The sequence below is a fragment of the Burkholderia dolosa genome (assembly GCF_902499135.1).
Classification (GTDB): Bacteria; Pseudomonadota; Gammaproteobacteria; order Burkholderiales; family Burkholderiaceae; genus Burkholderia; species Burkholderia dolosa.
The window spans coordinates 1-26,579 of sequence record NZ_CABVPR010000077.1; the positions used below are offsets into that span (position 1 = coordinate 1).

The 26,579-nt window shown below is 62.9% G+C and carries 23 protein-coding genes and 1 pseudogene; 12 read left to right on the forward strand and 12 right to left on the reverse strand.

Annotated features, from left to right (window positions below; genetic code table 11):
* Positions 1 to 211 precede the first annotated feature (211 nt).
* Both BUB20358_RS24700 and BUB20358_RS24705 read left to right on the forward strand, forming a co-directional pair.
* Positions 212 to 739 (forward strand): hypothetical protein, encoded by a 528-nt coding sequence (locus BUB20358_RS24700; RefSeq protein ID WP_045552353.1) that lies wholly within the window; start codon positions 212 to 214, stop codon positions 737 to 739.
* A gap of 88 nt (positions 740 to 827) precedes the next feature.
* A complete protein-coding gene (locus BUB20358_RS24705) occupies positions 828 to 1,583 on the forward strand; it encodes a hypothetical protein (protein WP_123806780.1) in 756 nt (251 codons plus the stop codon).
* 44 nt (positions 1,584 to 1,627) lie between these two features.
* Here BUB20358_RS24705 and BUB20358_RS24710 read toward each other — a convergent pair whose 3' ends face one another.
* The 8 genes and pseudogenes from BUB20358_RS24710 to BUB20358_RS24745 all read right to left on the reverse strand — a co-directional run bounded on the left by BUB20358_RS24710 (position 1,628) and on the right by BUB20358_RS24745 (position 10,323).
* Positions 1,628 to 2,707 (reverse strand): phage late control D family protein, encoded by a 1,080-nt coding sequence (locus BUB20358_RS24710; protein ID WP_006767227.1) that lies wholly within the window; start codon positions 2,705 to 2,707, stop codon positions 1,628 to 1,630.
* A 4-nt stretch (positions 2,708 to 2,711) separates the two neighbouring features.
* Entirely contained in the window at positions 2,712 to 3,218 is a 507-nt protein-coding gene (locus tag BUB20358_RS24715; RefSeq protein ID WP_006767226.1) for a phage tail protein, read from the reverse strand.
* Between the two features lie 7 nt (positions 3,219 to 3,225).
* Positions 3,226 to 3,582, reverse strand: a complete 357-nt coding sequence (locus BUB20358_RS24720; protein ID WP_035975633.1) for a hypothetical protein — start codon at positions 3,580 to 3,582, stop codon at positions 3,226 to 3,228.
* A 229-nt stretch (positions 3,583 to 3,811) separates the two neighbouring features.
* Positions 3,812 to 4,027, reverse strand: a pseudogene (locus BUB20358_RS24725) (rolling circle replication-associated protein); the annotation flags it as partial.
* Between the two features lie 230 nt (positions 4,028 to 4,257).
* The gene (locus BUB20358_RS24730) at positions 4,258 to 4,545 is read right to left on the reverse strand and encodes a PAAR domain-containing protein (RefSeq protein WP_035975631.1); all 288 of its coding nucleotides are present in this window, start codon (positions 4,543 to 4,545) and stop codon (positions 4,258 to 4,260) included.
* An 11-nt stretch (positions 4,546 to 4,556) separates the two neighbouring features.
* On the reverse strand, positions 4,557 to 5,516 hold the full coding sequence (locus tag BUB20358_RS24735; protein ID WP_158380463.1) for a T6SS immunity protein Tli4 family protein: 960 nt from the start codon (positions 5,514 to 5,516) through the stop codon (positions 4,557 to 4,559).
* 74 nt (positions 5,517 to 5,590) lie between these two features.
* Entirely contained in the window at positions 5,591 to 7,504 is a 1,914-nt protein-coding gene (locus tag BUB20358_RS24740) for an esterase/lipase family protein (protein WP_006767224.1), read from the reverse strand.
* A 35-nt stretch (positions 7,505 to 7,539) separates the two neighbouring features.
* The gene (locus BUB20358_RS24745) at positions 7,540 to 10,323 is read right to left on the reverse strand and encodes a type VI secretion system Vgr family protein (protein ID WP_006767223.1); all 2,784 of its coding nucleotides are present in this window, start codon (positions 10,321 to 10,323) and stop codon (positions 7,540 to 7,542) included.
* Positions 10,324 to 11,340: 1,017 nt separating this feature from the next.
* On the opposite strand from BUB20358_RS24745, the gene BUB20358_RS24750 reads away from it, so the two are divergent.
* The 3 genes from BUB20358_RS24750 to BUB20358_RS24760 all read left to right on the forward strand — a co-directional run bounded on the left by BUB20358_RS24750 (position 11,341) and on the right by BUB20358_RS24760 (position 14,238).
* Positions 11,341 to 11,856, forward strand: coding sequence for a TetR/AcrR family transcriptional regulator (locus BUB20358_RS24750; protein WP_223297010.1), 516 nt, complete (start codon positions 11,341 to 11,343; stop codon positions 11,854 to 11,856).
* A 141-nt stretch (positions 11,857 to 11,997) separates the two neighbouring features.
* Positions 11,998 to 12,858 carry an N-acyl homoserine lactonase family protein gene (locus BUB20358_RS24755; protein WP_006767221.1) on the forward strand — a complete coding sequence of 287 codons (861 nt, stop codon included), beginning with the start codon at positions 11,998 to 12,000 and terminating at the stop codon, positions 12,856 to 12,858.
* A 174-nt stretch (positions 12,859 to 13,032) separates the two neighbouring features.
* On the forward strand, positions 13,033 to 14,238 hold the full coding sequence (locus BUB20358_RS24760; RefSeq protein ID WP_035975629.1) for an MFS transporter: 1,206 nt from the start codon (positions 13,033 to 13,035) through the stop codon (positions 14,236 to 14,238).
* 337 nt (positions 14,239 to 14,575) lie between these two features.
* On the opposite strand, the gene BUB20358_RS24765 is transcribed toward BUB20358_RS24760, so the two are convergent.
* Complete coding sequence (locus tag BUB20358_RS24765) at positions 14,576 to 15,505, reverse strand: LysR family transcriptional regulator (RefSeq protein WP_035975628.1); 930 nt, start codon at positions 15,503 to 15,505, stop codon at positions 14,576 to 14,578.
* A 139-nt stretch (positions 15,506 to 15,644) separates the two neighbouring features.
* On the opposite strand from BUB20358_RS24765, the gene BUB20358_RS24770 reads away from it, so the two are divergent.
* From BUB20358_RS24770 to BUB20358_RS24790, 5 genes are all read left to right on the forward strand, one after another.
* Entirely contained in the window at positions 15,645 to 16,652 is a 1,008-nt protein-coding gene (locus BUB20358_RS24770) for a zinc-binding alcohol dehydrogenase family protein (protein WP_035975627.1), read from the forward strand.
* A gap of 61 nt (positions 16,653 to 16,713) precedes the next feature.
* Positions 16,714 to 17,937, forward strand: coding sequence for an L-dopachrome tautomerase-related protein (locus BUB20358_RS24775; RefSeq protein ID WP_006767218.1), 1,224 nt, complete (start codon positions 16,714 to 16,716; stop codon positions 17,935 to 17,937).
* A gap of 43 nt (positions 17,938 to 17,980) precedes the next feature.
* Entirely contained in the window at positions 17,981 to 18,634 is a 654-nt protein-coding gene (nfsB, locus tag BUB20358_RS24780; protein ID WP_035975626.1) for an oxygen-insensitive NAD(P)H nitroreductase, read from the forward strand.
* Between the two features lie 56 nt (positions 18,635 to 18,690).
* On the forward strand, positions 18,691 to 19,614 hold the full coding sequence (locus BUB20358_RS24785; RefSeq protein WP_035975624.1) for a DMT family transporter: 924 nt from the start codon (positions 18,691 to 18,693) through the stop codon (positions 19,612 to 19,614).
* 27 nt (positions 19,615 to 19,641) lie between these two features.
* Positions 19,642 to 20,403, forward strand: coding sequence for a glycine betaine ABC transporter substrate-binding protein (locus tag BUB20358_RS24790; protein WP_006767216.1), 762 nt, complete (start codon positions 19,642 to 19,644; stop codon positions 20,401 to 20,403).
* 123 nt (positions 20,404 to 20,526) lie between these two features.
* On the opposite strand, the gene BUB20358_RS24795 is transcribed toward BUB20358_RS24790, so the two are convergent.
* Together BUB20358_RS24795 and BUB20358_RS24800 are read right to left on the reverse strand one after the other, a co-directional pair.
* Complete coding sequence (locus tag BUB20358_RS24795) at positions 20,527 to 21,507, reverse strand: NAD(P)H-quinone oxidoreductase (RefSeq protein ID WP_006767215.1); 981 nt, start codon at positions 21,505 to 21,507, stop codon at positions 20,527 to 20,529.
* Between the two features lie 33 nt (positions 21,508 to 21,540).
* A complete protein-coding gene (locus BUB20358_RS24800; protein ID WP_035975622.1) occupies positions 21,541 to 22,977 on the reverse strand; it encodes an NAD-dependent succinate-semialdehyde dehydrogenase in 1,437 nt (478 codons plus the stop codon).
* A gap of 365 nt (positions 22,978 to 23,342) precedes the next feature.
* Here BUB20358_RS24800 and BUB20358_RS24805 point away from each other — a divergent pair, with 365 nt between their 5' ends.
* Positions 23,343 to 24,287: a LysR family transcriptional regulator gene (locus BUB20358_RS24805; protein ID WP_006405759.1), complete on the forward strand. Its 945-nt coding sequence runs from the start codon at positions 23,343 to 23,345 to the stop codon at positions 24,285 to 24,287.
* 72 nt (positions 24,288 to 24,359) lie between these two features.
* Here BUB20358_RS24805 and BUB20358_RS24810 read toward each other — a convergent pair whose 3' ends face one another.
* On the reverse strand, positions 24,360 to 25,232 hold the full coding sequence (locus tag BUB20358_RS24810) for a LysR family transcriptional regulator (RefSeq protein ID WP_006405760.1): 873 nt from the start codon (positions 25,230 to 25,232) through the stop codon (positions 24,360 to 24,362).
* 139 nt (positions 25,233 to 25,371) lie between these two features.
* On the opposite strand from BUB20358_RS24810, the gene BUB20358_RS24815 reads away from it, so the two are divergent.
* Positions 25,372 to 26,579 (forward strand): MFS transporter (locus BUB20358_RS24815; RefSeq protein ID WP_174905132.1); only part of this gene is annotated, 1,208 nt, incomplete at its 3' end.

Sequence of the window (26,579 nt, forward strand, 5' to 3'; positions counted from 1 at the left end):
GGTCGGATAGCTTACGCGGCACAAAAGCGGACATTTCTATGTAGCTAAAAGCGGACATTACTATCTAGCCACTACAAACATAAAATTTGCTCATTGGCATTATGTAAAGTTTGATTGCTAAAAGAACGGGTAGTTTCGACAGGTACGAAAAACATAATAGCCCGCCAACAATAACCGCGATTCCTTACAAATTGTTTAGAGTCCGGACACCATGGATGCTGCCGCCCCGTGCCCCGATCCTCGCCACGGCAGTCTAGCTGAATTTCTGGCCCTTACCGACGGACTGGCGATCTCCAAAATCGCCGAAGTCTTGCGATGCTGCGCGCGCAGCGTCCGAAACTGGATCAGGGGCCGATCACCCATACCTTGGCATCGCATCGAAGTTCTGCGGATCTGGCGTGCGACCGTTTGTCGCGACCCGACCGACCCCGACGCGCGCACGCTTCCGGCCGATTCGGCGCTCGTGGACGTTGTGACCGACGAACAAGAGGCGCTCGCCTGGGTGTCAGTGCATGCGCCGCATTTCCTGTCCCGTCGGCAAGCGTTCGAATACTACGTGCGGGGTTGGAACGTCGCCGACAAGGTGCGGCACGCCAAGGCGACCGGAACGTTCCTCGACGTGCTGCGCCGATGGCGCGCGATTGCCGTCGAGCGCGTGCGTGAGTGGCGATCCGGCCCGCTGTTCCCGAATCCGAAAGAGGACTTTCCACCTTCGCCGCCCGGCAGCCCGATTCGTTGACGCGCTATCTTGATTTATTGGGGGTGACGCTGCGCTGGCCGGTCATTACCATGCGGTTTCCTTTCAATAACAAATGCATGGTGGGCCAATGAAAGAGTTTCTGCTTATTCTCACAGCGGTTTCGATCTGGGGCGGAGTGTGGCGCTTCGCCGCAAGCCAGTGGGCTAAGCGCGGACACGGGAAGGTAGTCCGCAATTTTGGCGGCGCAGGGGGCGGTTTTATTGCCGCCTCCATTTTCCTGATGGTGTTTTTACCGGCGCCGCATCAAGACGCATCGGCGAAGAAAGCCGAACCGGGCGCCACCGCATCGGCGTCTGTTGCCGCGTCGGCGATGACCGTTGCAACCGCGTCCGCGCCAGCCGCTATCGACTCGCCCGCCAATTCAGAGCCCGAGAAAATCGAGGCGACGCTAGACTTTACGCCCAAGGAATATCAGGACCGGTTCAACAAAGTCATGCGTGAACTCGATCTTCCATTCCGGGCAAACCTGAAAATTGAACCTGGCAAAGGCAATCTCGATACAGCTCAAACGCGCCTGAATGACCATCTGGCGATCATGGCTAGCGTCGACAAAAAATCAGGGAAGCTAACCGGCGTTCTCATGATTGGCGAGGGCGACGGTTCATTTGAATCCGGTGCCAACGTTCTCATGATCGGTACGGCATCCATGATTGCGGCTGTTCCGAACGGCACGACAAAGACTGTCGGCCCGGAAGTATTAAAGTTGATGCGCGAATTCGAAACTGGATCTGACAAACCATCGTCGCGAATTCTCAACGGAGTTCGCCTCTCGCATACGCGAACTCCGGGAGTCGCAACGATGTTTGCAGCTGAACCCGCGTAACCCCTTCGCTCCGGCGCGCCAAGTTGCGAACCGGAGCGTCCCCCCTACTTCCCTCCCTTCCTGAAATGCGTTCGATGGCGGCTCGTCGCCGGATCGTTTTTCATCTCCATTTCGAGCGATGTAGTGAAGCCCCCACCCGCGTCGACACGCGACACGACGCGCTTCACGAGCCACGCTACTGCATCGATCTCGGGCTTGAAGCCCTTCGCCGTCACTGCCATTTCGGGATACACGTCGGGACGGCCGAGCGCGAGCTCCATGTCGAACGTTGCCTGCCCGCGCTGCGTTCGCGCGTATTCGGCCTGTGCGGCTGCCATCGCATCGGCCTTCGATCCGTAGATTTCCGGCAATAGCTTCGTGCTGCGGTTGTCCTCGCCACCGACGATGACGGATTCCCGCTTCCCCTTCTTCGCCGTATGCCAGCGCGCACGCACAGACGTGTAGCTTTCGCGCTGCGAGACATGATAACGGTACGAATCGCCCTTCGATTTCCGGATTTCCAGCGTCGGAAGCGGTTTGCCGCTCGCGCTCGCGCCTGTACCGATCGGCATAAACAGCAGTCGCCCATCCTTGACGGTCATCACCGCGTCGTAGCGTTTCGCGAGCCGAGTCAAAAACGACATGTCGCTTTCGCTCGTCTGATCGATATGGGCGATCCGGCTTTTGGCAAGCGCATCGCCAAGCGCGGGCGTGAGCTTGTGCCGGGCCGCGATCGCCTTGACGATTTCCCCGATCGTTTGCCCGTGCCAGCTTTTGTCACGCCGCTCACGCATTGCGTCGGTCATCGACGCCGAACGTGCGCTGATCGTCATTTGATCCGGTGCGCCGTGGAACTCGAATTCATCGATCTTGAACGTTCCCTTGTCGACCAGCGGTTCGCCGACCCAACCGATCGACAGTTTCAGTTCAGCGCCGCGCTTCGGCATCGCCAAATCGCCACGCGAGTCGTCCAACACGAGATTCAGGGAATCCGCCTCATCCTCACGTGATTCACTCAATGTCAGGTAGACCAGATACGGGGCGATCGTGCGCGACAGGTCGCGACCGTCCAGTGTGATGCGGTAATCGGCCTGCGGGACGAGTCGCCGCGTCTGGAGTTTGACCGATTCAACAAAATCCGCCATCGCTCTATCCCTTCTTCGCTTTCGGTTTCTTCGGCTTGACGTACGGCGGCGTCGCGCCGGGCGATGCCTTGTCGAGCGAGCCATTGGTCGGCTCGCTCGTCGCCGAGCCACCGTCAACCGACGCCGCGAGCGCGCGATCGTCCACGCGCGTAATCGTCAGCGTGAACTCGATTTTCTGCGGCACGCCGAGGATCGTGAAGTACGAATGCGTTTCGTTCAGTTCGTCAATTTCATAAGCACCATACACGACGCCGCGGCCGTCTACGAGCACATATGCGTCACCCGTGCTGGCCATCTCGGCGAGCAAATCCATAGAAATCGGAGAACCGAGCACCCCGGTTGCGATCATGCCCTGCAACGTGAAGGTGTCGTCGCCCTCCCCGGTGTACTGCCGCGCATTGCGCGCTCCGACGCGCGAATTGCTCGCGTACTTCCATGACCGACGACGCTGCATTTCGCTGAATGGTGCCGATAGCGTGCTGAAAACGAATTGTCCAAGTGACAGTAGCATTGCGACCTCAATCCGAAAGACGTGAATTCACGCGACGCCGATCCTCACGCTCGACTTGCTCGATTACGCGGCGCACCGCCGCTTCGAACTCGGTCACGGTCGCACCGTTCTCTACCCTGATCGTGATGTGGTAGTTCCGCGTTCCACTATCAACGATGGTCGCCGGTGCCGCGCTCGCGGCGGTCAATGGCGGACGCGTATCGATCAATGGGCGCGTCGACACGGGCGACGCCACGGCGGCGCCGGTTAGCGCGCCGAATGCCATGGCTGCCGCACCGGCAAGCCGCCCGGCCGCTCCGGCCACGCTCGCGCGTTCGCCTTCAATACCCTGCACGGCGCCCTGTCCAATAAATCCGCCGAGCATGTCGAAAACGCGGCTCGGGCTATGAATGCCGAGCTTTTCTTTAAACCAGCCGATTGCTGAGTCTCCCAGAGACGTGATCGCGGCTTTGACCGAAGAGAATGCACCAGTGATCCCGCGTACCAGACCATCAACCAGATTCCCGCCGACTTCGGTAAAACGAGTACCGAGCCCGCGAAACCACTCCGAAATCCCGTCAAATTTCGATTTGAACCACGATACAACGGCGTCCCATTTCGATGAAGATTGACCGCGGCAGCTTCCAGTTTTGCCGGCCGCTCACCGCCACATGGATATGCCATGCGCCCCGCTGCTGTCGCTCGAGCACCGCCACGTAGTGGAAATCGTGGATGCGGTTCAACCGGCGCCGAAACTCGTCCCACCACTTCGCCCACACCTCGACTCGAGTCTCGTTCTCACGCGTTGAGAGCGCCAGCATGCGGTCGGCGCATGCGAGGATCAACATGTGCTGGCCTTACATTGAACCGCTTATACGGCTCAGGAACTGGGCCATCCGTTGGCGGCTGATCATGATCTTCGGCGTGATGGTGGCCGCCGGCGTGGCCGGTTTCGCGCATCTCGGGATCCGGGCGCTCGTCCGGGCGATCACCGGACATGACGTATGACGCGTGCGGTCGTCTACGTCGCGGGGTGGATGTGTTTCGTCAAGATGCGGGATCAAACGTCGATATACGAGACCGATTGCGAGGCAACCAGGCGAGGCGGTGTCGGGCACTGACACACGCACAGATCATCGCTCAACGCTGCTTCTCGTCCGTCCGGCCCGGTGGTGGAGATCCGCGGGCCGGTGCACTCGATTTTACCCAACGTCTTGCAGACAGGGCACCACACCGGATCCTGCTCGTAGGCCTGTTCGCGACCGCCGATCAGATCGGTGCCATCGCCGCCTTGGACGATACCGCCGACGGTCGTCGTGTCACCCTTCACGATGTCGTAGCGTCGCATGGCGGCCCCGTTCAGACTGCACCCGGCCGCAAGCGCAAGCTGTTGAGCAGCGCGTCCCACGTCTGCAGCGCGCCGGCTTCGTCAACCGGCGACGTCGCTTCCTCAGGCTTCAAATCGGGGCTGCTCGCGCCGAGCAGTAGTTGGATGGCGGTATGCGGCTTCGCCAACGTGCTCGGATCGCCCGGCGCAAGCAGGTAGAAGCGGTAGGACGTGATGTCGCCTTCCTTCAGCGCGAACAGCACTTCCTCAGCGTCCATTCCGGCGACCGTGCGTTTGCCTTGGCGCAAAATGCGATAGCTACCACTCGACACCTGATCCATCTTCGCTCGCAGTTCAGGAAGCGTCTTGGTCAGTGGGTGCCCTTGATCGTCGCTCGTCGACTTTCTCATTTGAATGACCAGCAGTGCTGGCCGCCCCGGCATCAGCGCAAATGACTGGCTGACTTCTTCAGGGTAGGTCGAAGAACCCGTAACGATTCCGCCATCGAAGCAAAATCCCGATTCGGTCGGCACCGACCAGTTGTCGCGTGCCTTGATGCGTCGGTAGAAGTCAGTATAAAACCCTTCAAATTTGCTCAATGCATCAGGGCCAAATGATCCGGTCGTATGGAATAATTTGTCACCATCGAAAACGAACCCTTCGGACTTAAATGATAACCTGATTCCATCTGTATGGGATTTCTGATAGACGAACGCTTTCGAGCTTGCGCTTGGCGATACTTCGCCTTCCAACCACGCATGGTTCGTCGGCTTATTGTTGTCGCTCGGATCAATCCGCCTATTTGCTTTTAGAGTTTTGCCAAGGTCATTCACCTTTGCTTGATATGTGGCAATTGATGCATTATTTTGCGTTTTGAGATTCTCTCCTCGAAACGTGTATCGTTGATTCGTGATTTCGCTTGCCATGGGACGATCGAACACGAAGCGACCGATGCACCACGGGCGCGGCTTGGACAACAAGGGATTCGTCATGGTTGATTCACCGGAAAACGTTATCGAGCAGGCGCATACGCCTGCCACTAAAACCAGGAGTCGACCGATTCGTATCAGCATTTCGGCTCCGCCGCATCCTGCGCGAGCTGAACGATGCTATAAAGCAACGCCCAGCGTGCCCACGGGTGGTTGTAGCTTTCCTGATGCACATAGCCTCCTTGGTCAAACACCATTTGAACGCCCGGTGCCGCGGCACCCTCCACGCCTCGCGCCGGCGCTTCCGCCGACCAGACCGGCACCGTGCCGTCTCCCGGCACAATACCGTTCCTTTCAGGATTGGGCGCGTCGTAGCCCGGTGGCAGCTTCGCCACCTTCTGCACCTCGAATTCAATTGTGACGTTGCGGGAGTCCAGATGCACGCGCAGTGTCCCGTTGTGAGAATCATGCATGAGCCGCGCCGACCGCAGCTCCTCTTCTGTCACACCTGCCGGGATGTTTCCTTTCCAGATCACCGTGCCCCACGCCAACAGATCATCGAGCTTCTCACCTTTCTCGACGGCGGGTTTGCCGTGATGTTCGCTAGGTGGAATCGACTTCTGGGACTTTAAAGCCCCGTCTCCATAGCAGACGTATGTTTTATTATGATATATATTTTTAATGCTATTTTGATTCGCCGTAACAACGTCTCCCATTAGCGTCTGGAAATTACTCAAGACGGTATCTCCGCGGTCCAGATCGTCCAGCCGCTTTTTGACGATTCCGGCTGGATCAAGTAGCGATACCGCTTCATCAGGCACCAACCCATACCACTTTGAATTGGCGTAAATTTCCTTATAAGCACTTCCTTCCTTAGGGAGTTTCATCACCGGAGTGCCATCGAGCCGCGCAAAGATCCACCACGGCTCACCGTTGTGATAATCCGGCATCGGCAGCAATTCCAGCGGCCCAGGCGCGTTCGCAGCGACTGCCACGAACTCGTCCGCATCGCTGCCGAGCAGCGCGCCGTTGATGAAGCCATTCAGCCCACCTTCGCTGCCGCCGCCGGTGCGGAATCGCTTCGCTGCGATCGGCGCGCCCGTCGCCGGCAGCACGTTGTGAAACACGCCGTGCATCAGATTCGCCGCGCCGTGCTTCGCGATCGCCATGCGCGCGACCAATCCGCCCATCGAGTGGGTGAGGATGATCGCCTTCCCGCTGTCGTTTTCCGCGATGATCTCCTTGATCCCCATCAAGCGCGTCTTCTTGCCCGTTTTCTTGTCTTCGAAATCCACACCCTCGATCACGTCCTTTGCCGAGAGGGCGTTCGACTGCAACCAGTTGTAGCCGATTGCATATACGCGATACCGGTACTTGAGGAAGTGTTTGAATGCCTCCGACTCTTCAGTGATCGGCTGCCCGCGACCTTGAGCGCCGGCGTCGGTCGCGCCGTAGTCTGCCGGCTCGGTTCCCAGCACCGGCTTGAGCGCCCACTTTTTGCCGTCGGGGTCCGCCTCGATCCATGGCCCCTTGGTTTTGCCCATCTCCATCGGTTCGTTCAGGTGCTCCTCCAACCACGCCAACATGGGCTGATAGCTGGTTCGATAGACGGAGCCCCAGCCGCGTCGACGCGCTTCGGCCTCATCGACATGCTTGCTGGCGTGGATCGGGCCGAGCGGGGTCACAGTGGCCGCCGTCGGATCGAAACGCTTCTCACGCGAGGAGGCGCCCCTGAACCACATGCCGATCAGCGTCGGCAGTGCGCCGACCGCCCCCAGCAGTCCGTCCGTGTTCGGCGGAAGAAATATGTCATCGCCGTTTTCCTCGTTGACGAGCGGCGAACCCATCACCCCCGGCAGGAAGATAACCGGGATAATCGGCCGGACGTCGCACAGCAACTCTTTGCTCCGCGTATCGCTCGCCGGCGTCAGCGTAAAGTGTCCGACCGAGGCGCCGTCCTTATCCGTGCGCCCGACTTGCCGGACGATCTCTTGCTCGGCGGCGTCGTCGAAGGGCGAGGCGCCCCTGGTTTGATTGGTGTTATCGGTCATTGTCGTTTCTTAAGCTAGCGCATCGCTCTTCGGATTCAAACCGCGGGACCGGTAGGCGAAGGACGCAGCGCGCGCACCGCCAGCTTTTCGATATCCTCGCTCTTCTGCTCGGCCACGTGTCCCAGCTCATTAGTCACCCCGGTCAACCGCGTGCCGTCCCCGCGAATGAGTTCGTACGGGTGGTTTTTCAGCACTTCACCGGTAATGCGATCGCGCAGCACGTACGGGTCGTTGAACTTCGCGCTCGGCAAGCTGTTCATGTACTCGGCGACCGAACTCGGCCCCTGCCGACTGAACGACGCCGACTTGATGGTGCGCGCACCGCGCGTGCCGTCCTCGATGCCTTCCTTCGTCAGGCGCAGGTACGAGCCGCCACATTTCAGGATCAGTTCGTCGGTTGCCTCGAGCACGATCCGCTTCTTGCTGAACAGCGACGTATCCTTGGCCGAGTTCAGCTTGATTTCGTCGGTGTGCGCCGACACCTCGATCGGCCCCTTCGCGGCGAACAGCTTCATACCGGCTTTCTGCACGAACAAGCTAATCTTTTCCGCCGCGGCCGCAATCAGCGATTTGCCGCTCGCCAGGTGCGTGTTCCCGCCGCTTATCATGTTCACTTCGCCTTCCGCGACCACGTGCGCCGAGCGATCCGCCACGGCGGCAAAGTCGGCCGGCGTCGCAATCACGATCGCCGGCTTCGCAAACCCGTTGGCGCTGCCCATGCCGCCGCCGGCGGTCACTCCTCCCGAGGTTTGCCCCGAGACCGCATGCTGCGTCGCCGTTGTCAGGTCCTTCAGCGCGTCCTGGGCCGCCTGCAGCGATTCGGCTTGTGCGGTCGTGCTCGCGCTCGATAGCGATTCTACGAGCATTCCGGCCTTCTGCAGCTGCGCCCGCGCCTCGTCGATACTGAGCTGCTCGTCGTCGTACGCTTTCGGGTGCGTGCTGATCGACAGGCCTTTGCTTGCGCGGACGGCGCCGTATTCGTCCGCATGCAGCACGAAGCCCTGGCCGAGGTACCGACCGCGCGTGTTGCCGTCCTGCTGAATCAAATAACCCTGGGCAAGCGCCGCATAGCTCTTGCCCGTGTAGCTGATGAGCCGTGTGCCGCCTTGATGTGTCGCGTCGTCATGTACGAACGCGTTGTACGCGCCAGTGTTGCCGAAGCCGCGCGACCGGAACCCCGACAGCAGCACGTTTGTATGCCACGGCGCCGGCGTCGTGCCGCCGCTGACACGGCCAAGAATAAACGGCTTGTCACAATCATTGCCCCAGTAGCCGACGAGCACCCATTCGCCTGCGCGCGGCACATGCACAGCGCCGTAACCGTTGCCGGTATCCGCTTGCATCGACGACAGCAGCGGTGACGAACTGAACGCGCCGTCCGGATTTTTCCGGTCCCATGCGAAATGGACGCGCACCTGATTGTGCTCGTTCGACCAAGCTTCGATGCCCTCTTGCGTAACGACGATCGCGTGCTCGATCGACATCGCCGGCTTCGGATGCTCAAGCGGACTGCGATACTCAACGCGTGCGTCCTGCGCTTCGACCTCGAGCATGAAGAAGCCCGCCGTCCCGTCCTCGGCGTGGCTCGGTGTTGCGAAGCGCGCGCCGTGTACCGCCTGCTGCTGGGCCAGCGTCGCACGCAAGCTGAGCGGGAATTCGGTCAGAGGTTGCCCGATCGGAACGTTGTTCTCGATGAACCAGCGCGCCTCGACCACCAGGAACGTCCTGTCGGCGTCGTCACGTTCCGGATGGCGTGGGTGGTCGTTCAACACGAAGCGCGATCCCGCATCAAGCCAGCGCAGACCGCCGCCCCCAAAGTAGCGCCGGGCGCGTGCGTCCCAGCCCTGCACGCGTCGGCGCGCGCGGGCCGCGCCACTGTCGGAATCGGGATAGCCGTAAGCGGTCGGCTCGTAGACCGTCATTGGCACGGTCGGAATGGGATGTTGCGCCTGGCGACGACCATCATCGAGCATGTAGCTTGTCGCCACGAGTGCGCTATCTGCTTGAAAGCGCGACTTCGGGCGCTTGTAATCGAACGAGCTCGACTCGTACCGCAGACTTTGCATCGTCTGCATCGCCGCCCAGTGAGTGAAGCCGTCGACGGCCTCGCCGTTGCCGGCGCCGCGCGCGAAGTCGACCGGCTTCGCATCCGGCAGCGCCGCGACCTGGTCGACAATCACCAGCGTGGTCTTGGGTGTCTCGCCGTCCCGGACCGGCTCGTGCATCCAGTAGCAATACCAGCCTTCGTCTTCGAGCAGGCGGTGAAAGAAATGCAGATCGGTTTCGCTCTGCCGGCACCACGACCGCACCGTCGGCTCACGGTTCAGGTTGAAGCGGAATCTGCCCTGCAGCTGCGGGTAGCGATTGAGGAGGTCGGACACGATGTCCTGCGCCGTCTGCTCGAGCCACCCCTCGTCGTTACGCGTGCCGCCCAGGAACACCAGCGCCGACGAAAATTCGAGCTGGTAGGTTGAGAGCCCGCCGTCACCGCCCAGGTACCCGACCCGATGCACGAAGCCGTGGATTGGACGATAGATCGAATCGGCAAGCGGGGCAGTGGCCTGCTGAATCCACAACGTGACTGGCTGGTGCATCAACGACAGCAGCGCGGTGTCGTCACGCAGTGACGCGACGTCGAGTGTCCAGTTATAGTCACGGCCGATTCGGGCCGTGCCACGCGCACGCAGCGGAATCAGTGCGTTCTGGCCCAGCGGCGTGTCGAGCTTCAGCAGGCGGTTGCGCTGAAGCAAACCGCGATGAATCGCGTCGTACATCTCGCGAAATTTGAGTTCCCCGAGCGCAGGTGGTTTGACTACCATTTTTCTCTCAATATTGTTTGAGTTTTCCGCGCAAGGCGGACGCGAAAGGGAACAGCTATGGCCATCGCCGTTCCCTTTCTGGGCATCGTGAACTTTATGGCTTGTTCCTAAAGCGAGCCGCAGGAAAAAACCGGACGCCGACGCTTGACTCGATCGTAGCAGCCGGTATTGTAGCTGTCGTGCACATTTAACGATCTTTCATAATTAATTTTGAAAGAGAAATAACGCTTGGATGGCTCGATTATCAGCGAACGATAGAAATGCGCATTATATGCTTCGGTCGCGAATATCGGTTTGATTCGGGGCACGTTCGGCGCAGTGTGGCGAACGAGTATGGGAAATATGGACTGATCGACTGGATCCAGGAGACGGTGGCCGCTTCATTCGTCGACTCGCTTGCGTACGCGGGCCCGGCGCGCGAGTAGCAATCTTCCCCGCGCGATGCAGTCCGTATGCGCAAGCTGAATGAACTGTTGGATCGTGAACTGTTGGATCGGGCGGCCGTTGAGGAAAGTGGCGTGCCGGCCGTCGGCTGCGCTATTCGATTCGACGTCAATTGTTGCGTTGCTTGACGACTGGCTTCTGTTGCGCGAATCCCGGCTGCGGGATTTGATCCGCCGTCGAGACGCCAGAAAACGCAACACAGAAAATGGCATCTCCGCGGCCGTTATTCACGTTATGTAGACTTAAGGTTCCGAGCCCGACCGTTGATCGACGCAATCAAGGCAGCCTTTTCCGAGGCATTGCTTCGATCGGCAGCGAGCTAGAAGGTCCAGAATCTTCCGTTTCGAGACCCCTCGTCACACATTACCTGTCCGCGCGGCGCGGGCGTAGCCGATGCGCAGCGCCGACGCCAAGCGACGGCGGCGTCCTCGAACCTGCACCGGCTAAAAGGCGTGAGGAAGAGCGCCAAGGTCGAGCCTTGCCCGGTTTCAAACCGTTCGGTTTAGAATGCGCGTATGTTCACGCTGGAATATCCGGACAATGGGTAGACCCAAAAAATTCAGCCGCGAGGGCGTGCTGCAGAAGACGCTCCCGGTCTTTTGGAAATACGGCTTTGCCGGAACGTCGCTCCAGCAGCTCGAACAGGCAACCGGCGTCAACAAGTCCGGGCTCTATTCGGAGTTCGAGGACAAGGAAGACCTGTTCCTGCAGACCCTTCTCTACTATTACGAGAATCGCGGCGCGCTGCAGATCCTCACTGCGGAACCGAAGGGCTACGGCAACATCGAGCGCTTTCTCCGCCTCGGTGACCCGCAGGATGACGGCTGCATAGGCTGTTTCTCCGTCAATTCGATCCGCGAATTCCCGTCGCTGTCCGAGCGCGTGCGGGAAGTCGTCGGCGCATATCACCATCGGCTGATGCCGCAGATCGTCGAAAACATCGAAGCGGAGCCCCACCGATTGCCCGCCGCGACCATCGCAACGATCGTCGCGGTGTTCTTTGCCGGCTATTGCATCGAACGCAATTTGCCCGAATTGACCGAAAGCGACGCCGTCGGTTCGTTCATGCAAGCGCTGCGTATTCTCTAACGCACCGCGGTAGCTCGCCCTCTCGCCTCGATAGTCCCAAAATTTTGAACCGATTGGTTTTTTTAATTAGCCCTCCAGCCTCCGCTTGCCCATACTGAACCAATCAGTTCAGTAAATTACCCATCCAAGCGGAGAGCAGCCATGGCCCTGAAGATCCATCCCATCAATTTCGGCAACATGTCGCTCGATTCGAGCGGTCTGGTGTTGTTTCGTGATCCCGGCACGCAGGTAACGATCCCTGTGCTCGGCTTTCTGATCACCGGCGGTACGCATCCCGTGCTCGTCGATACGGGCTCGCGCAACGTCGAGCAGTACACGGCGTTCGGGCTGCCGTACGAAGTCACGCCAGAGATGACGATCGAGCATCACCTTGCACAGCACGGGCTGAAGATGAGCGATATCCGCCACATCGTGCATACGCACGCGCATATCGATCACGTCGGCATGACCGACCAGTTCCCGATGACGACCACCGTCGGCATCTCGCGCCGCGAGCTCGAATTCGCAGCATCAGGGATCATGGGTCCGCTGATGTACACCGCGGCCGATACGAAGCATCTGATCGACCGCCTGCACACTCGCGGCGCAATCCGTCTTTTCGACGTCGACGGCACGTTCGAGGAAGAGGTCATTCCAGGCGTCGCAGTCCGCCTTTCAGGCGGTCACACGCCCGGTTCGCTGTCGGTGCTCGTCGAAACCGATGAAGGCATCGCCAACATCAGCGGCGACATCGCATACAACCTGAACGACCAACTGATCGACCCGATCCTCGATCAGGCCGCGCACGAGCCCACGATTACCGCAAACCGTGCGATGTCGACGCTCGACGAGAAGCGCGCGATCAAGCGCGCGCTCGCGACGAGCCGGTTTCTGCTGCCGAGCCACGATGTGCCTGCACTCGTGAGCGGCGGAAAGATCGTCGGCGTGATGGAAAACGCGATCTCGAATCCGCAGGCCGATGTCACCAAGGCCGTCAATTACACATTGCTGCCGGCAGCTTGAACACATATGCCAGTTCCTCTACGTCGAACGCTCGGACTGTTGATCTGCGCGGCCGGCGCATTCCATGTCGCGGCCGAGCTGATTCTCCGCGCGCTCGGCGGTTGAGCGGTCGATCCGTGCGTGTCCGCCTTATTTGCAGACCGTATGGTCGTCTAGCCTCGAAAGGACCCATTCATGACTACGCCCTTCTCCGCGCCCATCGCACGCGCGCTTCGGATACTGAGCCTCGCATACTTCGTACAAGCGACGGGTGCGCTCTCCGTCGTCGGCAGCCTCGATTCGATATCGCGTCAGTGGGGACTTGCGGATTCGCAAAGCGTCTATCTCGTTACCGTATTCGGCGTCACGTTCGCGTTCGCCGCCCCGCTACTGCAGGTCGGCTTCGGACACCTGCGGCGTCGTCGGCAGGTGCTGCTCGGACTGACGCTGTTCAGCGCAGCGGCGCTCCTGCTGGCGGCCGCGCCGAACTATCCGGTGCTGCTGCTGTCCCGCGTGCTGATGGGACTCGGCGCCGGCTTCATCGGCCCGGTGCTTGGCGCGTTGGGCTCGAGCCTCGTTGAACGCGATCAACAAGGCAGCGCGATCGCCGTCGTGCTGCTCGGCTTGAGCGTCGCCGGCCTGGTCGGCATGCCATTGTCTGCATGGATAGCGCACGCGTGGGGCGCGCGAGCCCTCTTTCTCGTCATTGGGCTCGCCGGCGCGGCGACCGCCGCGCTCATCGTCCGCACAATACCGGACACGAGCGAAGGCGAGAACATCGAATTCGCGACGATGGCATCTCTGCTGACACGCACCGATACGCTCAGTGCATTTCTGGTCGTCTTCTTCATCGCGGCCGGCGTCTACTCCACATATGCTTTCATCGCACCGATCATTCGCGACGTCTTCCACGCAGGCGCCGATACGGTATCGACCGCATTGGTGGTGTTGGGCGTCGCGGGCATCGCCGGCAACCTGTTCGTGACGCGCGCCGCGCGACGCTATAGCGCTGAAGCGATGCTGTTCGCCGGCCTCGCATTGCTTGCACTCGATCTGGCGTTTCTCCGCTTCACGCCTCCCAGCCTGCGCCTGCTCTTTGTCGCGCTCCTGGTCTGGGCGTTCGCAACCGACCTGCTGTGGCCGTCGCAGCAACGGCGCATCGTCGAACTCGTACCGCAATGGCGAGGCATCGCGTTGGCTCTGACGGCATCTTTCGTCTTTTGCGGGATCGGCGTCGGCTCCGCCGTCGCGGGATGGGTCTATCCCGCATTCGGCCTGACAGGCTCGATCGGCAGTTCGCTGGCGTTTCTTGCGCTGGCCACGGGCAGCCTGCTCGTGTCGCGGGCGGCGGTCAAGGCGAAGCCCGGAGCGGACGTGTGCCGCGCATCGCTTCAATCGTGATGCGGTCGCGAACGCCGCCGTCCACGTTGCATTGCGCCGACTCACGGCGCGCCGGACAACCGTTCACCGGCCGCCGGCAACGCATTTTCCGTCCATCGCAGAAACGGTTTCCCGATGTTTCGGGCTACGGTTCGACCGGCCGCCGGACGACGATCCGGACGGCCTTTCGGCCAGCCGTCAATTCGACGAAATTGCGATCAAGGTGCCGGCACCGGAACTTCACGAGACCTCGAGCCGGATGCCGTTCCGCATCGGATCGGAAGCCGACGACGGCCTGTTGCACGACCTTCGGCATTCGTCTCTGCGCGGCAGAGCCTGCACGGCGAGAAACGATGTACTACGCCGCCTCGCCGACGTAGTCGCGCATCGCGGCAATCATCGGTGCGACCCGCTCCCGCAGATGCGCATGCAGATATCTGACTGCGGGCGAGAACTGACGACGATGCGGACATACGAGGCTCAGCGGAGCCGCCTCGCCTCGCTGTTCCGGCAGCAATACGGTCAGCCGGCCTGCCCGGACATCGTCATGGACGTCGAGCCATGACTTGTATGCGATGCCGCGCCCTTCGACGGCCCAGCGCCTCGCAATCTCGGCATCGTCGCACAGCAGCATGCCCTTCACCGTGACCTGGCGCCTCACGCCGCCGGCCGGGAACGACCAGCGGTCGTACACACGTCCGGCCAGCACGTACGGCAAACAGTCGTGCAGCACGAGCTCGTCGAGCGACGCAGGCGCGCCGTGCCGCTTCACGTATTCGGGCGACGCGACGAGCACTCGCCGGTTGTTTTCCGCGAGTGGCAGCGCAACGTAGCTCGCGGCCTCCGGCGCGCCGTAGCGGATCGCCACGTCTACGGGATCGCGGAACACGTCGGTCACGTGGTCGGACAACGAAAGCTTCAGCACGAGCTTCGGATGCGCGTCGCGGAACGCGCCCAGCCACGACAGCAAGCCGTTTCGGCCGATATCCGACGGTGCAGCGATTCGCAACGTACCTTGAAGCGCGTGCTTGTCTCCATGCAGTCGCTCGCGGCCCTCGTGAATCGTCGACAGCACCTCCTCCGCATACGGAAGGTACTGCTCGCCTTCAGCGGTGAGCTTGAGGCTGCGCGTAGAGCGCGCAAATAGACGGGCATCCAGCTCCCGCTCCAGCCTTTGGATGGCGGCACTCACCTGCCCCGGCAACAGATCGGCCTCCCTCGCCGCACTCGAGAAGCTGCCGAGCGCCGCGGTTCTCACGAACAGTTGAAGGTCCTCTAGCCGCACCATTTTCATTCCTGGAGTGAAAGTCCTGCCTAATGTAGCGCGTTTTTCCCATAGACGCCGTCGAGCAGTATTCCACTCACCTGCCGCGGCCGGCCGTCAACAGGCGGCCGGTACTGCTCAAACACGATTCGGAGTTTCATCCATGAAAGCAGTTGTCTATACCCAGCACGGTTTGCCCGCGGACCATCCGCAATCTCTGCTCGACGCCGACGTATCGAAGCCAGAGGCCGCCCGCCGCGACTTGCTGGTGAAGGTCGACGCGATCGCCGTCAACCCGGTCGATACGAAGGTTCGCATGGGCTCGCCGACCGAGCAGCCACGGATCCTCGGATGGGACGCCGCGGGCACCGTCGAAGCGATCGGCAGCGACGTTTCCATGTTCGCGCCCGGCGACAAGGTTTTCTTCGCCGGCTCGATCGCCCGGCCCGGCGCCTACGCGGAATATGTTCTCGTCGACGAGCGCATCGCAGGCCGCCGGCCCGCCACGCTTTCCAGCGCGCAAGCGGCAGCATTGCCGCTCACGTCGCTGACTGCGTGGGAACTGCTCTTCGACCGCCTCGGCATTGCCGAGGGCGGCGGCTCCGGCGACGCATTGCTGATCGTCGGCGCGGCCGGCGGCGTCGGCTCGATGCTCACGCAACTGGCGCGTCGACTGACGAAGCTTCGCGTGATCGGAACGGCCTCTCGCCCGGAAACGCGCGCATGGGCGCAAGCGCTGGGCGCACACGACGTCATCGACCATCACGAGCCGCTGCTCGAAGGGCTGCGCGGTATCGGTGTACCGCAGGTGCGCTACGTCGCGAGCCTCACGCAGACGGACGTCCATTACGCGCAGCTCGTCGAGGCGCTGGCGCCGCAGGGGCGGCTTGCCGTCATCGACGATCCGGACACGCTGGACGCCATGCCGCTGAAGCGAAAGTCGATCTCGCTTCATTGGGAGCTCATGTTCACACGCTCCCTTTTCGAAACCGCCGACATGATCAGGCAGCACGAAATCCTCGACCGGGTCTCGACGCTGATCGACGAACGCGTGTTGCGCACGACCATGGCCGAACACTTCGGAACCATCAACGCCGCCAATCTGCGTCGCGCTCACGCACTCATCGAGAGCGGGCGGTCCCGCGGAAAGATCGTCCTCGAAGGGTTTTGACGCGGACCGCCACGTACCGCAACGCCATTCCAAAAACGCCGAATCAGACCGGAGAACAACCATGCACTTCCCGTATCGACACATCGCGAGATTCCCGTCCATCCGCCGCAACGCAACCGCGCTCGCCGCGGGACTGGCGTTCGGCCTGCTCGTCAACCCGGCCGTCGCGCAACCGTCGGCTCATGAAACGCAACCGGTCGGACAGGCGACCGAGCGCACCGTCGGCGTCATGGACACGGTCGCAACGTTTTCCGGCCCGATGCCCACCGGCGTGACGGTAACCGAGGGCGGCCGAATCTTCGTGAACTTCCCTCGCTGGGGCGACGCCGTGCCGTTCACGGTCGGCGAATTGCGCGACGGCCGCGTCGTCGCCTATCCGAACGCCGAGATCAACCGTGCCGATGCGTCGCACCCGGCCACGCACTTCCTGAGTGTGCAGAGCGTCGTTGCGGACGGTCACGGCCGGCTGTGGGTGCTCGACACCGCAGCGCCCAATTTCTCGGAGCCGATCGCCGGCGGCGCCAAGCTCGTCGCGATCGATCTCGACACGAACCGTGTCGTCAAGACGATCGCGTTTCCGGCCAACGTGATGCGCGCGCAGACCTATGTGAACGACGTCCGCTTCGACTTTCGCGTCGGAAAGGCCGGCGTCGCTTACGTGACCGACTCGTCGCTGTCGGGCGTCGGCGGCCTGATCGTCCTGGACCTCGACAGCGGAAAAGCGATGCGTCGCCTCACCGGCCATGTGTCGACGTCCGCGGACCCGACATTCGTGCCGGTCGTCGAAGGCGAGACGCTGAAAATCCGCAACGCGAACGGTACGAGCAAGCCGTTCTCGGTGGCCTCGGACGGCATCGCGCTGTCCGCCGACGGTGAAACGCTCTACTACTGCCCGCTGTCGAGTCGCCATCTGTACTCCGTTCCGACCGCGATGCTGCGCGACCCGTCGATCAGCGACGCGCAACTCGCAGCCGCCGTGAAGGATCTCGGCGAGAAGGGAGCGTCCGACGGCCTCGCCAGCGACGCGAACGGGAACATCTATGCGGGCGATTACGAACACGACTCGATTCGCCGGCTTCAACCGGGCGGCGAATGGCGGACCATTCTGCACGATCCGCGCCTGCTGTGGCCGGACACGCTGTCGGTAGGCACCGACGGCTACCTGTACTTCACTGCGAACCAGCTGCATCGCCAGCCGGTATTCCACGGCGGCAAGGACGAGCGCCAGAAGCCGTATGCACTGTTCCGTGTGCGGATCGACGCAGGCCCGGCGCCGACACGTTGATCCCGCTCGCTATCCATCATCACCGACAACCGGAGTTTCCAGAATGAACCTCGCCGACGCCATCCATGCTCGTCATACCGTGAAGGCTTTCGAGAGCGGCAAAGCGCTGCCGCAAACGCAGGTCGAAACGTTGCTCGCCCTGCTCCACCAGTCGCCGTCCTCGGTGAATTCCCAGCCGTGGCACTTCGTCGTCGCGGCGACGTCGGAAGGACGGGCACGGATCGCTGCCGCCACGACCGGCACCTATGCATACAACGAACCCAAGGTCGTCAATGCGTCGCACGTGATCGCGATGTGCATGCGCATCGACATGGACGACGAACACTTGCAGGCCATCCTGGAGCGCGAGTCTGCCGACGGCCGGTTCAAGACCGCCGACATGCGCGCCGCCCAGAACAAGAGCCGACGCTCGTACGTCGATATGCACAAGTACGAACTGCGCGATACGGCCCAATGGATGGAAAAACAGGTCTATCTCGCACTGGGCGGGCTGCTGCTGGGCGCCGCCGTCCTCGGCGTCGACGCCACCCCGATGGAAGGGTTCGACAGCCGCGCGCTCGACGCAAGCCTCGGGCTGCGCGAGCGGGGCCTCACGAGCGTCGTACTCGTGTCGCTCGGGTTCCGCAGCGACCAGGACTTCAACGCGGATCTGCCCAAATCGCGCCTGCCGCGCGAGCAGATATTCACCTTTATCTGATCGTTCGATACAGGCTTGCCGCCGCGGCAGGCTGCATCACTTCGAGGAGCGTCATCATGTCCGAGCTGGTTCGTATGGACACGCAACGCCGCGCTGCGGCAGCGCCGTCGTCGACATATGGCGGTGCACTGCTATTAGGCGTAGCCATCTTCTTGTGGGGGGCCAACTGGCCCGCGATGAAGCTCGGCCTCGCACACATCACGCCGATCTGGCTGTCCGCGATGCGGTTCGCATCCGGGGCGCTCTGCCTGTTCGTCGTGCAGGCGGTGACCGGCACACTCCGTGTGCCACAGCGCGGCGATCTTCCGTTTCTGGCCAGCGTCGGGCTTCTTCAGATGCTCGCGTTCACCGCGTTGAGCGCAATCGCGCTGCATCGCGTGGGCGCCGGTCGATCGGCGGTGCTCGCCTATACGACGCCGATCTGGGTCGCGCCCGTGTCGGTCCTCGCGTTTCGCGAACGCCTGTCTGCGCGCGCCGCATTCGGCACGGCGCTCGGTGTGGCCGGCGTGCTGCTGCTGTTCAATCCGCTCGACGTCGACTGGCACGACCGACAGGCCGTGCTCGCGAACATCATGCTGCTCACGGCCTCCCTGTGCTGGGCCGTCTGCATCCTTCACCTGCGGCATTTCCGTAGCGTGTCGAGCGCCTATGCGCTCGCACCGTGGCAAATGCTCGTCGCTGCGGTACCGCTCGTCGCACTCGCCGCAGTCGTGGAAGGGCCCTACACCGGTGACGGCAGCGTTGCGCTGGCGTCGGCGCTGTTCTACATCGGCCCGATAGCGACGGCGTTTTGCTTTTGCGCGGTCAACGCGGCGAACACGCGCATGTCGAGCACGAGCATGGCGACGGCGATGCTCGGCGTTCCCGTCGTCGGGCTCATCACATCGGTGCTCTTTCTTCACGAGCATCTCACCGCCGGACTCGCGACGAGCGTCGCGCTCATCGTCGCAGGTATCGCGCTTTCCATCGCATCGCGCTGATCTCGATCGTCTACCCAGGAGAATGCCATGTCCGGTCTCACCCCGACGCAATCCAGACTCACGCTGGTTACCATCGACCTGTCGTTTCATCGTGCGGCATCCGGCGTCGTGCGGCGAATACTGAACGAGCACGGCGTAACCGTCGACGAGATCTTCGCGCCGCACGAAGAAGCCTTCCGGATTCTGCGCGACGGAAAAGCCGACATGCTCGGCAGCGCGTGGCTGCCGAGCAGCCACAGCGTTTATCTCGCGCCGTTCGAGCACGACGTCGAGAAGATCACCGTCCTTTATCGACCATACACGTTGTGGGGCGTGCCGGATTACGTGCCCGAGAGTGCGGTGCGCGCGATCCCCGATCTGAAACGCCCCGATGTCGCGTCGCGGATGGTCAAGCGGATCCAGGGCATCAATCCCGGCGCCGGCATCAGCCGGTTTTCACGCGAAGTCGTTGCGCAGTACGGTCTGGCGGATGCAGGCTATCACTTCGAGAACGGCACGCTCGACGATTGCGTCCGAGCGTTCGAACAGGCGGTCAACGACCGTCGATGGGTCGTCGTTCCGCTCTGGACGCCGCAGTATCTGCACGAGCAATACACGATTCGCGAACTCGACGATCCGAAGGGTCTGCTGGGCGGCACCGACGATGCCACGCTGGTCGCGCGGAAAACGTCGCTGCACGCGATTCCGCCGGCCGCGCTGTCCGAGCTGCGCGAATTGAGCCTCGGCAATCGGGAAACGAGCCGTCTGGACTACGTCCTTTCGCGCACAGGCTCGATGCCGTCGGACTGACGCGCGAAAATCGAGCGCGCGGCGTGTATGCGTCGGACCGCGCACCGACGCCGCGGCCGCGATGCGGGCGCATCGAGCCTCGGCGTTCCGGTCCGTCCCCGTCATCCCGAAGCCGATGCATCGCTACATCGTCAAGATGATCTTCCCGACGTTACGTGACGATTCCATCCGCCGGTGCGCGTCGGCGGCGCGCGCGAGCGGGAACGTGCTGTCCACGACCGGCTCGATGCGGGCCGCGTCGAACCGGTCGAGCCAGCGCTCCCGGAAACGCCGCACCATCGCGTGCTTTTCCGCTTGCGGGCGCGACTTCATCACCGTGCCGAAGATCTGCAGGTAGCGATACAGGATCTGCTCGAGCTCGACGGCAACGCTGCCGCCGCCGCCGAGAATACCGACCTGGACCAGCCGGCCGCCGTCGGCGAGCGACGCGATATTGCGCGCAAAATACGGTTCGCCGACGAAATCGACGACGACATCGACGCCGCGCCCGTTCGTTTCTCTCGCAACGATCTCCGAAAAATCCTGCGTCTTGTAGTCGATGACGATATGCGCGCCGAGTCGCTCGACCGATTCGCGCTTGCTCGCATCGGTCGTCGCGAAAACGGTCGCGCCCGTCGCGTTCGCGAGCTGCACGGCGGCCGAGCCCACGCCGCCCGCGGCCGCATGGATCAGCACGGATTCGCCCCGCGCCAGACGGCCGAGATGGAGCATCGCTTCATGCGCGGTCACGAATACCTCGGGTATCGCCGCAGCGTGCACGTAGTCGAGCGCCGGCGGAATCGGCATCGCCATGCGGTAGTCGATACGTGCGATCTCGGCGTACGCGCCGCCGCCGACCACACCCATGACGCGATCGCCCACGCTGAAGCCGGTCGTCTCGCTGCCGGTTTCGATGACTTCCCCCGCGATCTCGAGGCCCATGATCGTGGAATCGCCGAAGTCCGGGCGACCGTATCCGCCCTGCCGATGCTTGATGTCCGCGCGATTGACGCCGGCCGCGTGCACGCGCACCAAAAGGTCGGTTGGCCGGACCGTCGGCGCCGGCACCTCGGCAAGGTGCAGCACGTCCGCACCGCCAAACTCGTCGAATGTAATGGCTTGCATTTTTCTCTCCTGCTGGCTGACTCAAGCGTGGGCTCAGGCCTGGCTGATGAACTTGTTCGTCAGATAGAACTCGATGCCTTCCCGGCCGCCTTCGGATCCGTGCCCGCTCTCCTTGATGCCGCCGAACGGCAGTTCCGTTGCGACGATGCGGTATTGGTTGATGCCGATCATGCCGGCTTCGAGCCCGTCGGCCACGTCGATCGCGGTGCGTGCATCGGTCGTGAACGCATAAGCGGACAGCCCGTAAGGAAGCCGGTTTGCTTCGGCCAGGCCGTCGGCAAGCGTATCGAACGGCATCACGACGGCGATCGGACCAAACGGCTCTTCATGCATCACGCGCGCAGTCATCGGCACATCCGCGAGCACGGTCGGCTCGAAGAAAAAGCCGGCGCCCGGCATGCGTTTGCCGCCCGCGAGCACGCGCGCCCCGCGCTCGACGGCATCGGCGACGAGCGCTTCCATCTTCGCCAACTGCCGCGCGTTCGCGAGCGGGCCGACCTGCGTGCCGGGCTCCATTCCGTCGCCGACCTTCAACGCGCGCGTCGCGTTCACGAAGTGGCCGACGAACTCGTCATAGACGCCGCGCTGGATCAGAAAGCGCGTCGACGAGATGCAGATCTGCCCGGTGCCGCGAAAGCGGTTGGCGGCGCCTTCGACGGCGGCCTTGCGCACGTCGGCGTCGTCGAATACGAGCACCGGCCCGTGTCCGCCCAGCTCCAGCGTGATCGGCTTGACGCCTTCGGCTGCGCGCGCGGACAGCAGGCGCCCGATCGGCACCGACCCGGTGAACGTGACCTTCCGAATGATCGGTGAAGCGATCAGCTGTCTGGACACGTCGTCCGGTACGCCGAACACGACTTGCAGCACGCCTTTCGGCAAGCCGGCATCGTCGAGTGCACGCGCAAGCGCCAGAGCCGTCGCCGGGCTTTCCTCGCCGGGCTTGATAACGACGCTGCAACCGGCCGCGAGCGCGGCGGACAGCTTGCGGGCCGGCGTGATCGCGGGGAAATTCCACGGCGTGAACGCAGCGACCGGACCGATAGCCTGACGCTTCACGAGCTGCTGCACGCCGGGGCGGTTCGACGGCACAACGCGCCCGTCGATCCGGCGCGCCTCTTCGGCGAACCATTCGAAGTAGTCGGCGGCCCGCAGCACCTCGTCGTGGCTTTCGGCAAGCGGCTTGCCTTCTTCCTGGGTCAGCAGCGCCGAGATGTGCGCGGCGCGCTCGCGCATGAGCTCGGCCGCGCGCTTCAGAACGCGCGCCCGCTCGGCCGGCACCGTGCGGCTCCAGACGACGAACGCCCGCTGCGCGACTTCGAGCGCGCGGTCGAGATCGGCCGCATTGGCGAGCGGCAGGCGGCCCAGTTCCCGCTGCGTGGCCGGATTGACGACCGGCGCGGTATCGCGGCCGTCGGCTCCAAGCCATTCGCCGCCGATGAAAAGATAGAGAGGATCGTATGACGTTTTCATGGGAGTTCCATCCAACACGTTGGTATCGAACCGCAACCGGATATCGAGCGGCCAAGCGGCTCGGCATCGGGTACGGACGCAGTGTAGGACGGCGCCCCGCGCCAATTTAGGGGGGCGGCCGGAAAACAATCTTCCGGGCCACTGCAATATGGCGGGCGGTCCCGCTTGCGAAAACGACGCGCCGGTTTCATCATGCCGACTTGCGACGCCGCGGAAGCGCTTGCCGCACGGGCGGCTGCAACGGCAACGAGCCGTGCCGCTCGACCGGACGCGTCGCGCGAAGATCGACCAGACCGACGACGCGAATTGGAAGGGATCCGAAGCGCCGCGGCGCACAGCTAATCGGAAACTATCGGGATGCCCTGATGGACAAGTTCCAGAACATGTCGGTGTTTGCGAAGGTCGTGGAGATGGGCAGCTTCACCGCGGTCGCGAATCATCTCGACTCGACCGTCGGCAATGTTTCGCGAGCTGTCTCGGCGCTCGAAGAAGCGCTCAATACGCGGCTGCTGCATCGGACCACGCGGCGCCTGACGGTGACCGATGCGGGACGCCGCTTTTACGAGCGTTGCGCCGCGATCCTCGCGGATCTCGAACACGCGGAAGCCGAGGCGCGCGAGACGCTCTTCGAGCCGCGTGGCACGCTGCGTGTCCATTGCGTGCCGGGCCTCGGCCGCCATCTCGTGACGCGAGCCGTGCTCGCGTACCGCAAGCAGTTCCCGCAGGTAGCGGTCGATCTGCTGCTCCAGCAACGCATGCCGAACTTGCTCGAAGATCAGCTCGACGTGTCGATCGTCATTTCGCGCACGTTGCCCGATTCGGCATACGTCAGTCAGAAAATCGGCAGCAGCCATTGCGTGCTCGCGGCATCGCCCGCGTATCTCGAGCAGCATCCGGCACCGGCGGACGCGGAAGCGCTTGCCGAGCATGCTTGCATATTGCTGACGACGGTCGACTATGCACCGGACGAGTGGCACCTGACGAGCGCGGCAGACAGCGTGACTTTCCGCCCTATCGGGCCGCACCTTTGCGTGAACGACATGGAATCGATGGCCGTCGCATTGCGCGACGGCGCCGGCATCGGTCTCATTGCAGGCTTCAGCGCGATCGACGATCTGCGCGACGGCACGCTCGTACGCGTGTTGCCGGAATATCACACGCATTCGCGCAACGTGTATGCGGTCCATTCTTCCCGGCAGTTCGTGGACGCCAAAGTGAAGCGGTTCGTCGAGATACTGAAAGACCAGGTCGGAAAGGAACTCGACGCGATCGCGCGCGAGCTCGATATCGAATCGTCTCGCGTCGGTTGACCGGCTACGCGCGGCGCGGCGCGCCACCCGCGATCCGCAATCCACGATCCGCCCAACCCAATCGCGCATCCGCTACGCGAGCCGAAGAAAATTCCGCACGACGGCCGAAGGATCGTCGCGTCGCGATGCGATCGCGAGCCTTGCGCGCAGGCTGCGATCCGCGACCGGACGATAGACGACGCCGGCCACGTGCACCTGCGTGATCGCGCTCGGCACGATCGACACGCCGAGCCCGGCCGCGACGAGCGTCACCGCCGACGCGACCTGCGGCGCCGGCTGCGCCATCCTCGGCTCGAATCCGGCGGCATTGCACGCGGCGACGATGTCGTCGAACAGCGTGCCGCCGGCCGCGCGCGGCACCTGCACGAACGCTTCGTCGGCCAGCTCCGTCAACGCGATGCGACGCCGCCGCGCCAATCGATGCGCGACGGGCAGCGCGACGAACATCGGCTCGTCGTCCCAGTCGGAAACCTGCAACGTCGCGGCGATACGGCGTTCGGGCCGGACGATCGCGACGTCGAGATGCCCGGCGTCCAGCGCGGCCAGCAGCACGCCGGAAGTCGCTTCCTGCAACGTCAGTTCCGCATCGGGAAACGCTTCGCGAAAGCGCCGAAGCAGGTCCGACACCTTCGAATTGAAAGCCGCCGTGCCGGTGAATCCGACTCGCAAGTGTCCGGTCTCTCCACGCGCGGCCCGTTTGGCCGCGCGCGCCGCGCGCTCGGCGTCGTCGAGCACGCGCCGCGCCTCCTCGGCAAACACTTCTCCTGCGAACGTCAGCTCCGCGCCGCGCGCGGTCCGCCTGAACAGCTCGACGCCCAGCTCGCTCTCGAGCGCCTTGATCTGCTGGCTCAACGGCGGCTGCCCGATGCCGAGCGTGTCGGCCGCCTTCGTGAAGTTCGCGGTGGCGGCCACCGCCAGAAAGTATCGTAGATGCCGAAGTTCCATTCTCTATACGACCTCGCGATGAGTCCGATCGACGGACGAGCCAGTGCCGAAACATATCACTTCGGTCGCTTTCATATATTGGACATATGCGTTGCCGTGCGCAAAACTCCCGGTATCCCGTTGCACATCGAGTGCGCCCATGTCCTCACCTTCCGTTTCGTCATCCGCGGCGCGCGCGCCGCAGCCCGCCGCACCCGACGCGCTGCCGGCCGGCGTATCGCCGGGCTCGGCCGCATACAGACGGATCGCGTTCGCATTGTTCCTCGCGGGGTTCTCGACGTTCTCGCTGCTGTACTGCGTGCAGCCGCTGCTTCCCGCGTTCGCGCGCGAATTCGGCGTCGGCGCGGCGTCGAGTTCGCTGTCCCTGTCGCTGTCGACCGGCATGCTCGCGATCGCGATCCTGTGCGCCGGCGCGCTGTCCGAGCGGACCGGACGGCACGGGCTGATGTTCGCGTCGATGACGCTCGCCGCGCTGTTCAACGTGCTCGCCGCGCTTTCGCCGAACTGGACGCTGCTGCTGCTTTGCCGTGCGCTGGAAGGCTTCGCGCTGGGCGGCGTGCCGGCGGTCGCGATGGCCTACCTCGCCGAAGAAATCGCGTCCGCCGGGCTGGGCTTCTCGATGGGACTCTATGTCGGCGGCACCGCGTTCGGCGGCATGATCGGACGAATCGGCATGAGCGTGCTCGAAGAATATTTCTCGTGGCGCACGGCGATGCTGACGATCGGCGTCGTCGATCTCGTCGCGGCAATCGCGTTCGTCGTGCTGCTGCCGCGATCGCGGCGTTTCGTCAAACGGACCGATCTGACGCTGCGCCGCCATCTCCGGTTGTGGAACGACCAGTTGCGTCACGCGCGGCTGCCGTACGTTTTTTCGATCGGCTTCCTCGTGATGGGCGCGTTCGTGACGATATACAACTATGCGGGGTTCCGATTGACGGCCGCGCCGTTCAACCTCAGCCCGACCGCATGCGGACTGATCTTCGCCGCGTACCTGTTCGGGATGGTGTCTTCGTCGAGCGCGGGCGCGCTCGCCGATCGCGTCGGACGCGCGCCGATCCTGATCGGCGGCATCGCGGTATTCGCGGCCGGCGTGGCGCTGACGCTGCCGCATTCGCTCGTCGCGATCGTCGCCGGGATCGTGCTCGTCACGATCGGCTTCTTCGTCGCGCACGCGGTCGCGAGCGGCTGGGTCGGACATCTCGCCGGCTCGGCGAAAGGGCACGCGGCATCGCTGTATCTGCTCGCGTACTACCTCGGCTCGAGCGTGCTCGGCTCGGTCGGCGGCACGTTCTGGCAACGCGGTGCATGGGAAGGCGTCGCCGCGTATGTCGCGGTGCTGCTGGTGCT

Bases quoted from the DNA above. Each gene is read 5' to 3' on its own strand.
- BUB20358_RS24700 (WP_045552353.1), top strand. From the start codon at position 212: ATGGATGCTGCCGCCCCGTGCCCCGATCCTCGCCACGGCAGTCTAGCT.
- BUB20358_RS24705 (WP_123806780.1), top strand. From the start codon at position 828: ATGAAAGAGTTTCTGCTTATTCTCACAGCGGTTTCGATCTGGGGCGGA.
- BUB20358_RS24710 (WP_006767227.1), bottom strand. From the start codon at position 2,707: ATGGCGGATTTTGTTGAATCGGTCAAACTCCAGACGCGGCGACTCGTC.
- BUB20358_RS24715 (WP_006767226.1), bottom strand. From the start codon at position 3,218: ATGCTACTGTCACTTGGACAATTCGTTTTCAGCACGCTATCGGCACCA.
- BUB20358_RS24720 (WP_035975633.1), bottom strand. From the start codon at position 3,582: ATGCTCGGCGGATTTATTGGACAGGGCGCCGTGCAGGGTATTGAAGGC.
- BUB20358_RS24730 (WP_035975631.1), bottom strand. From the start codon at position 4,545: ATGCGACGCTACGACATCGTGAAGGGTGACACGACGACCGTCGGCGGT.
- BUB20358_RS24735 (WP_158380463.1), bottom strand. From the start codon at position 5,516: ATGACGAATCCCTTGTTGTCCAAGCCGCGCCCGTGGTGCATCGGTCGC.
- BUB20358_RS24740 (WP_006767224.1), bottom strand. From the start codon at position 7,504: ATGACCGATAACACCAATCAAACCAGGGGCGCCTCGCCCTTCGACGAC.
- BUB20358_RS24745 (WP_006767223.1), bottom strand. From the start codon at position 10,323: ATGGTAGTCAAACCACCTGCGCTCGGGGAACTCAAATTTCGCGAGATG.
- BUB20358_RS24755 (WP_006767221.1), top strand. From the start codon at position 11,998: ATGGCCCTGAAGATCCATCCCATCAATTTCGGCAACATGTCGCTCGAT.
- BUB20358_RS24760 (WP_035975629.1), top strand. From the start codon at position 13,033: ATGACTACGCCCTTCTCCGCGCCCATCGCACGCGCGCTTCGGATACTG.
- BUB20358_RS24765 (WP_035975628.1), bottom strand. From the start codon at position 15,505: ATGGTGCGGCTAGAGGACCTTCAACTGTTCGTGAGAACCGCGGCGCTC.
- BUB20358_RS24770 (WP_035975627.1), top strand. From the start codon at position 15,645: ATGAAAGCAGTTGTCTATACCCAGCACGGTTTGCCCGCGGACCATCCG.
- BUB20358_RS24775 (WP_006767218.1), top strand. From the start codon at position 16,714: ATGCACTTCCCGTATCGACACATCGCGAGATTCCCGTCCATCCGCCGC.
- nfsB (WP_035975626.1), top strand. From the start codon at position 17,981: ATGAACCTCGCCGACGCCATCCATGCTCGTCATACCGTGAAGGCTTTC.
- BUB20358_RS24785 (WP_035975624.1), top strand. From the start codon at position 18,691: ATGTCCGAGCTGGTTCGTATGGACACGCAACGCCGCGCTGCGGCAGCG.
- BUB20358_RS24790 (WP_006767216.1), top strand. From the start codon at position 19,642: ATGTCCGGTCTCACCCCGACGCAATCCAGACTCACGCTGGTTACCATC.
- BUB20358_RS24795 (WP_006767215.1), bottom strand. From the start codon at position 21,507: ATGCAAGCCATTACATTCGACGAGTTTGGCGGTGCGGACGTGCTGCAC.
- BUB20358_RS24800 (WP_035975622.1), bottom strand. From the start codon at position 22,977: ATGAAAACGTCATACGATCCTCTCTATCTTTTCATCGGCGGCGAATGG.
- BUB20358_RS24805 (WP_006405759.1), top strand. From the start codon at position 23,343: ATGGACAAGTTCCAGAACATGTCGGTGTTTGCGAAGGTCGTGGAGATG.
- BUB20358_RS24810 (WP_006405760.1), bottom strand. From the start codon at position 25,232: ATGGAACTTCGGCATCTACGATACTTTCTGGCGGTGGCCGCCACCGCG.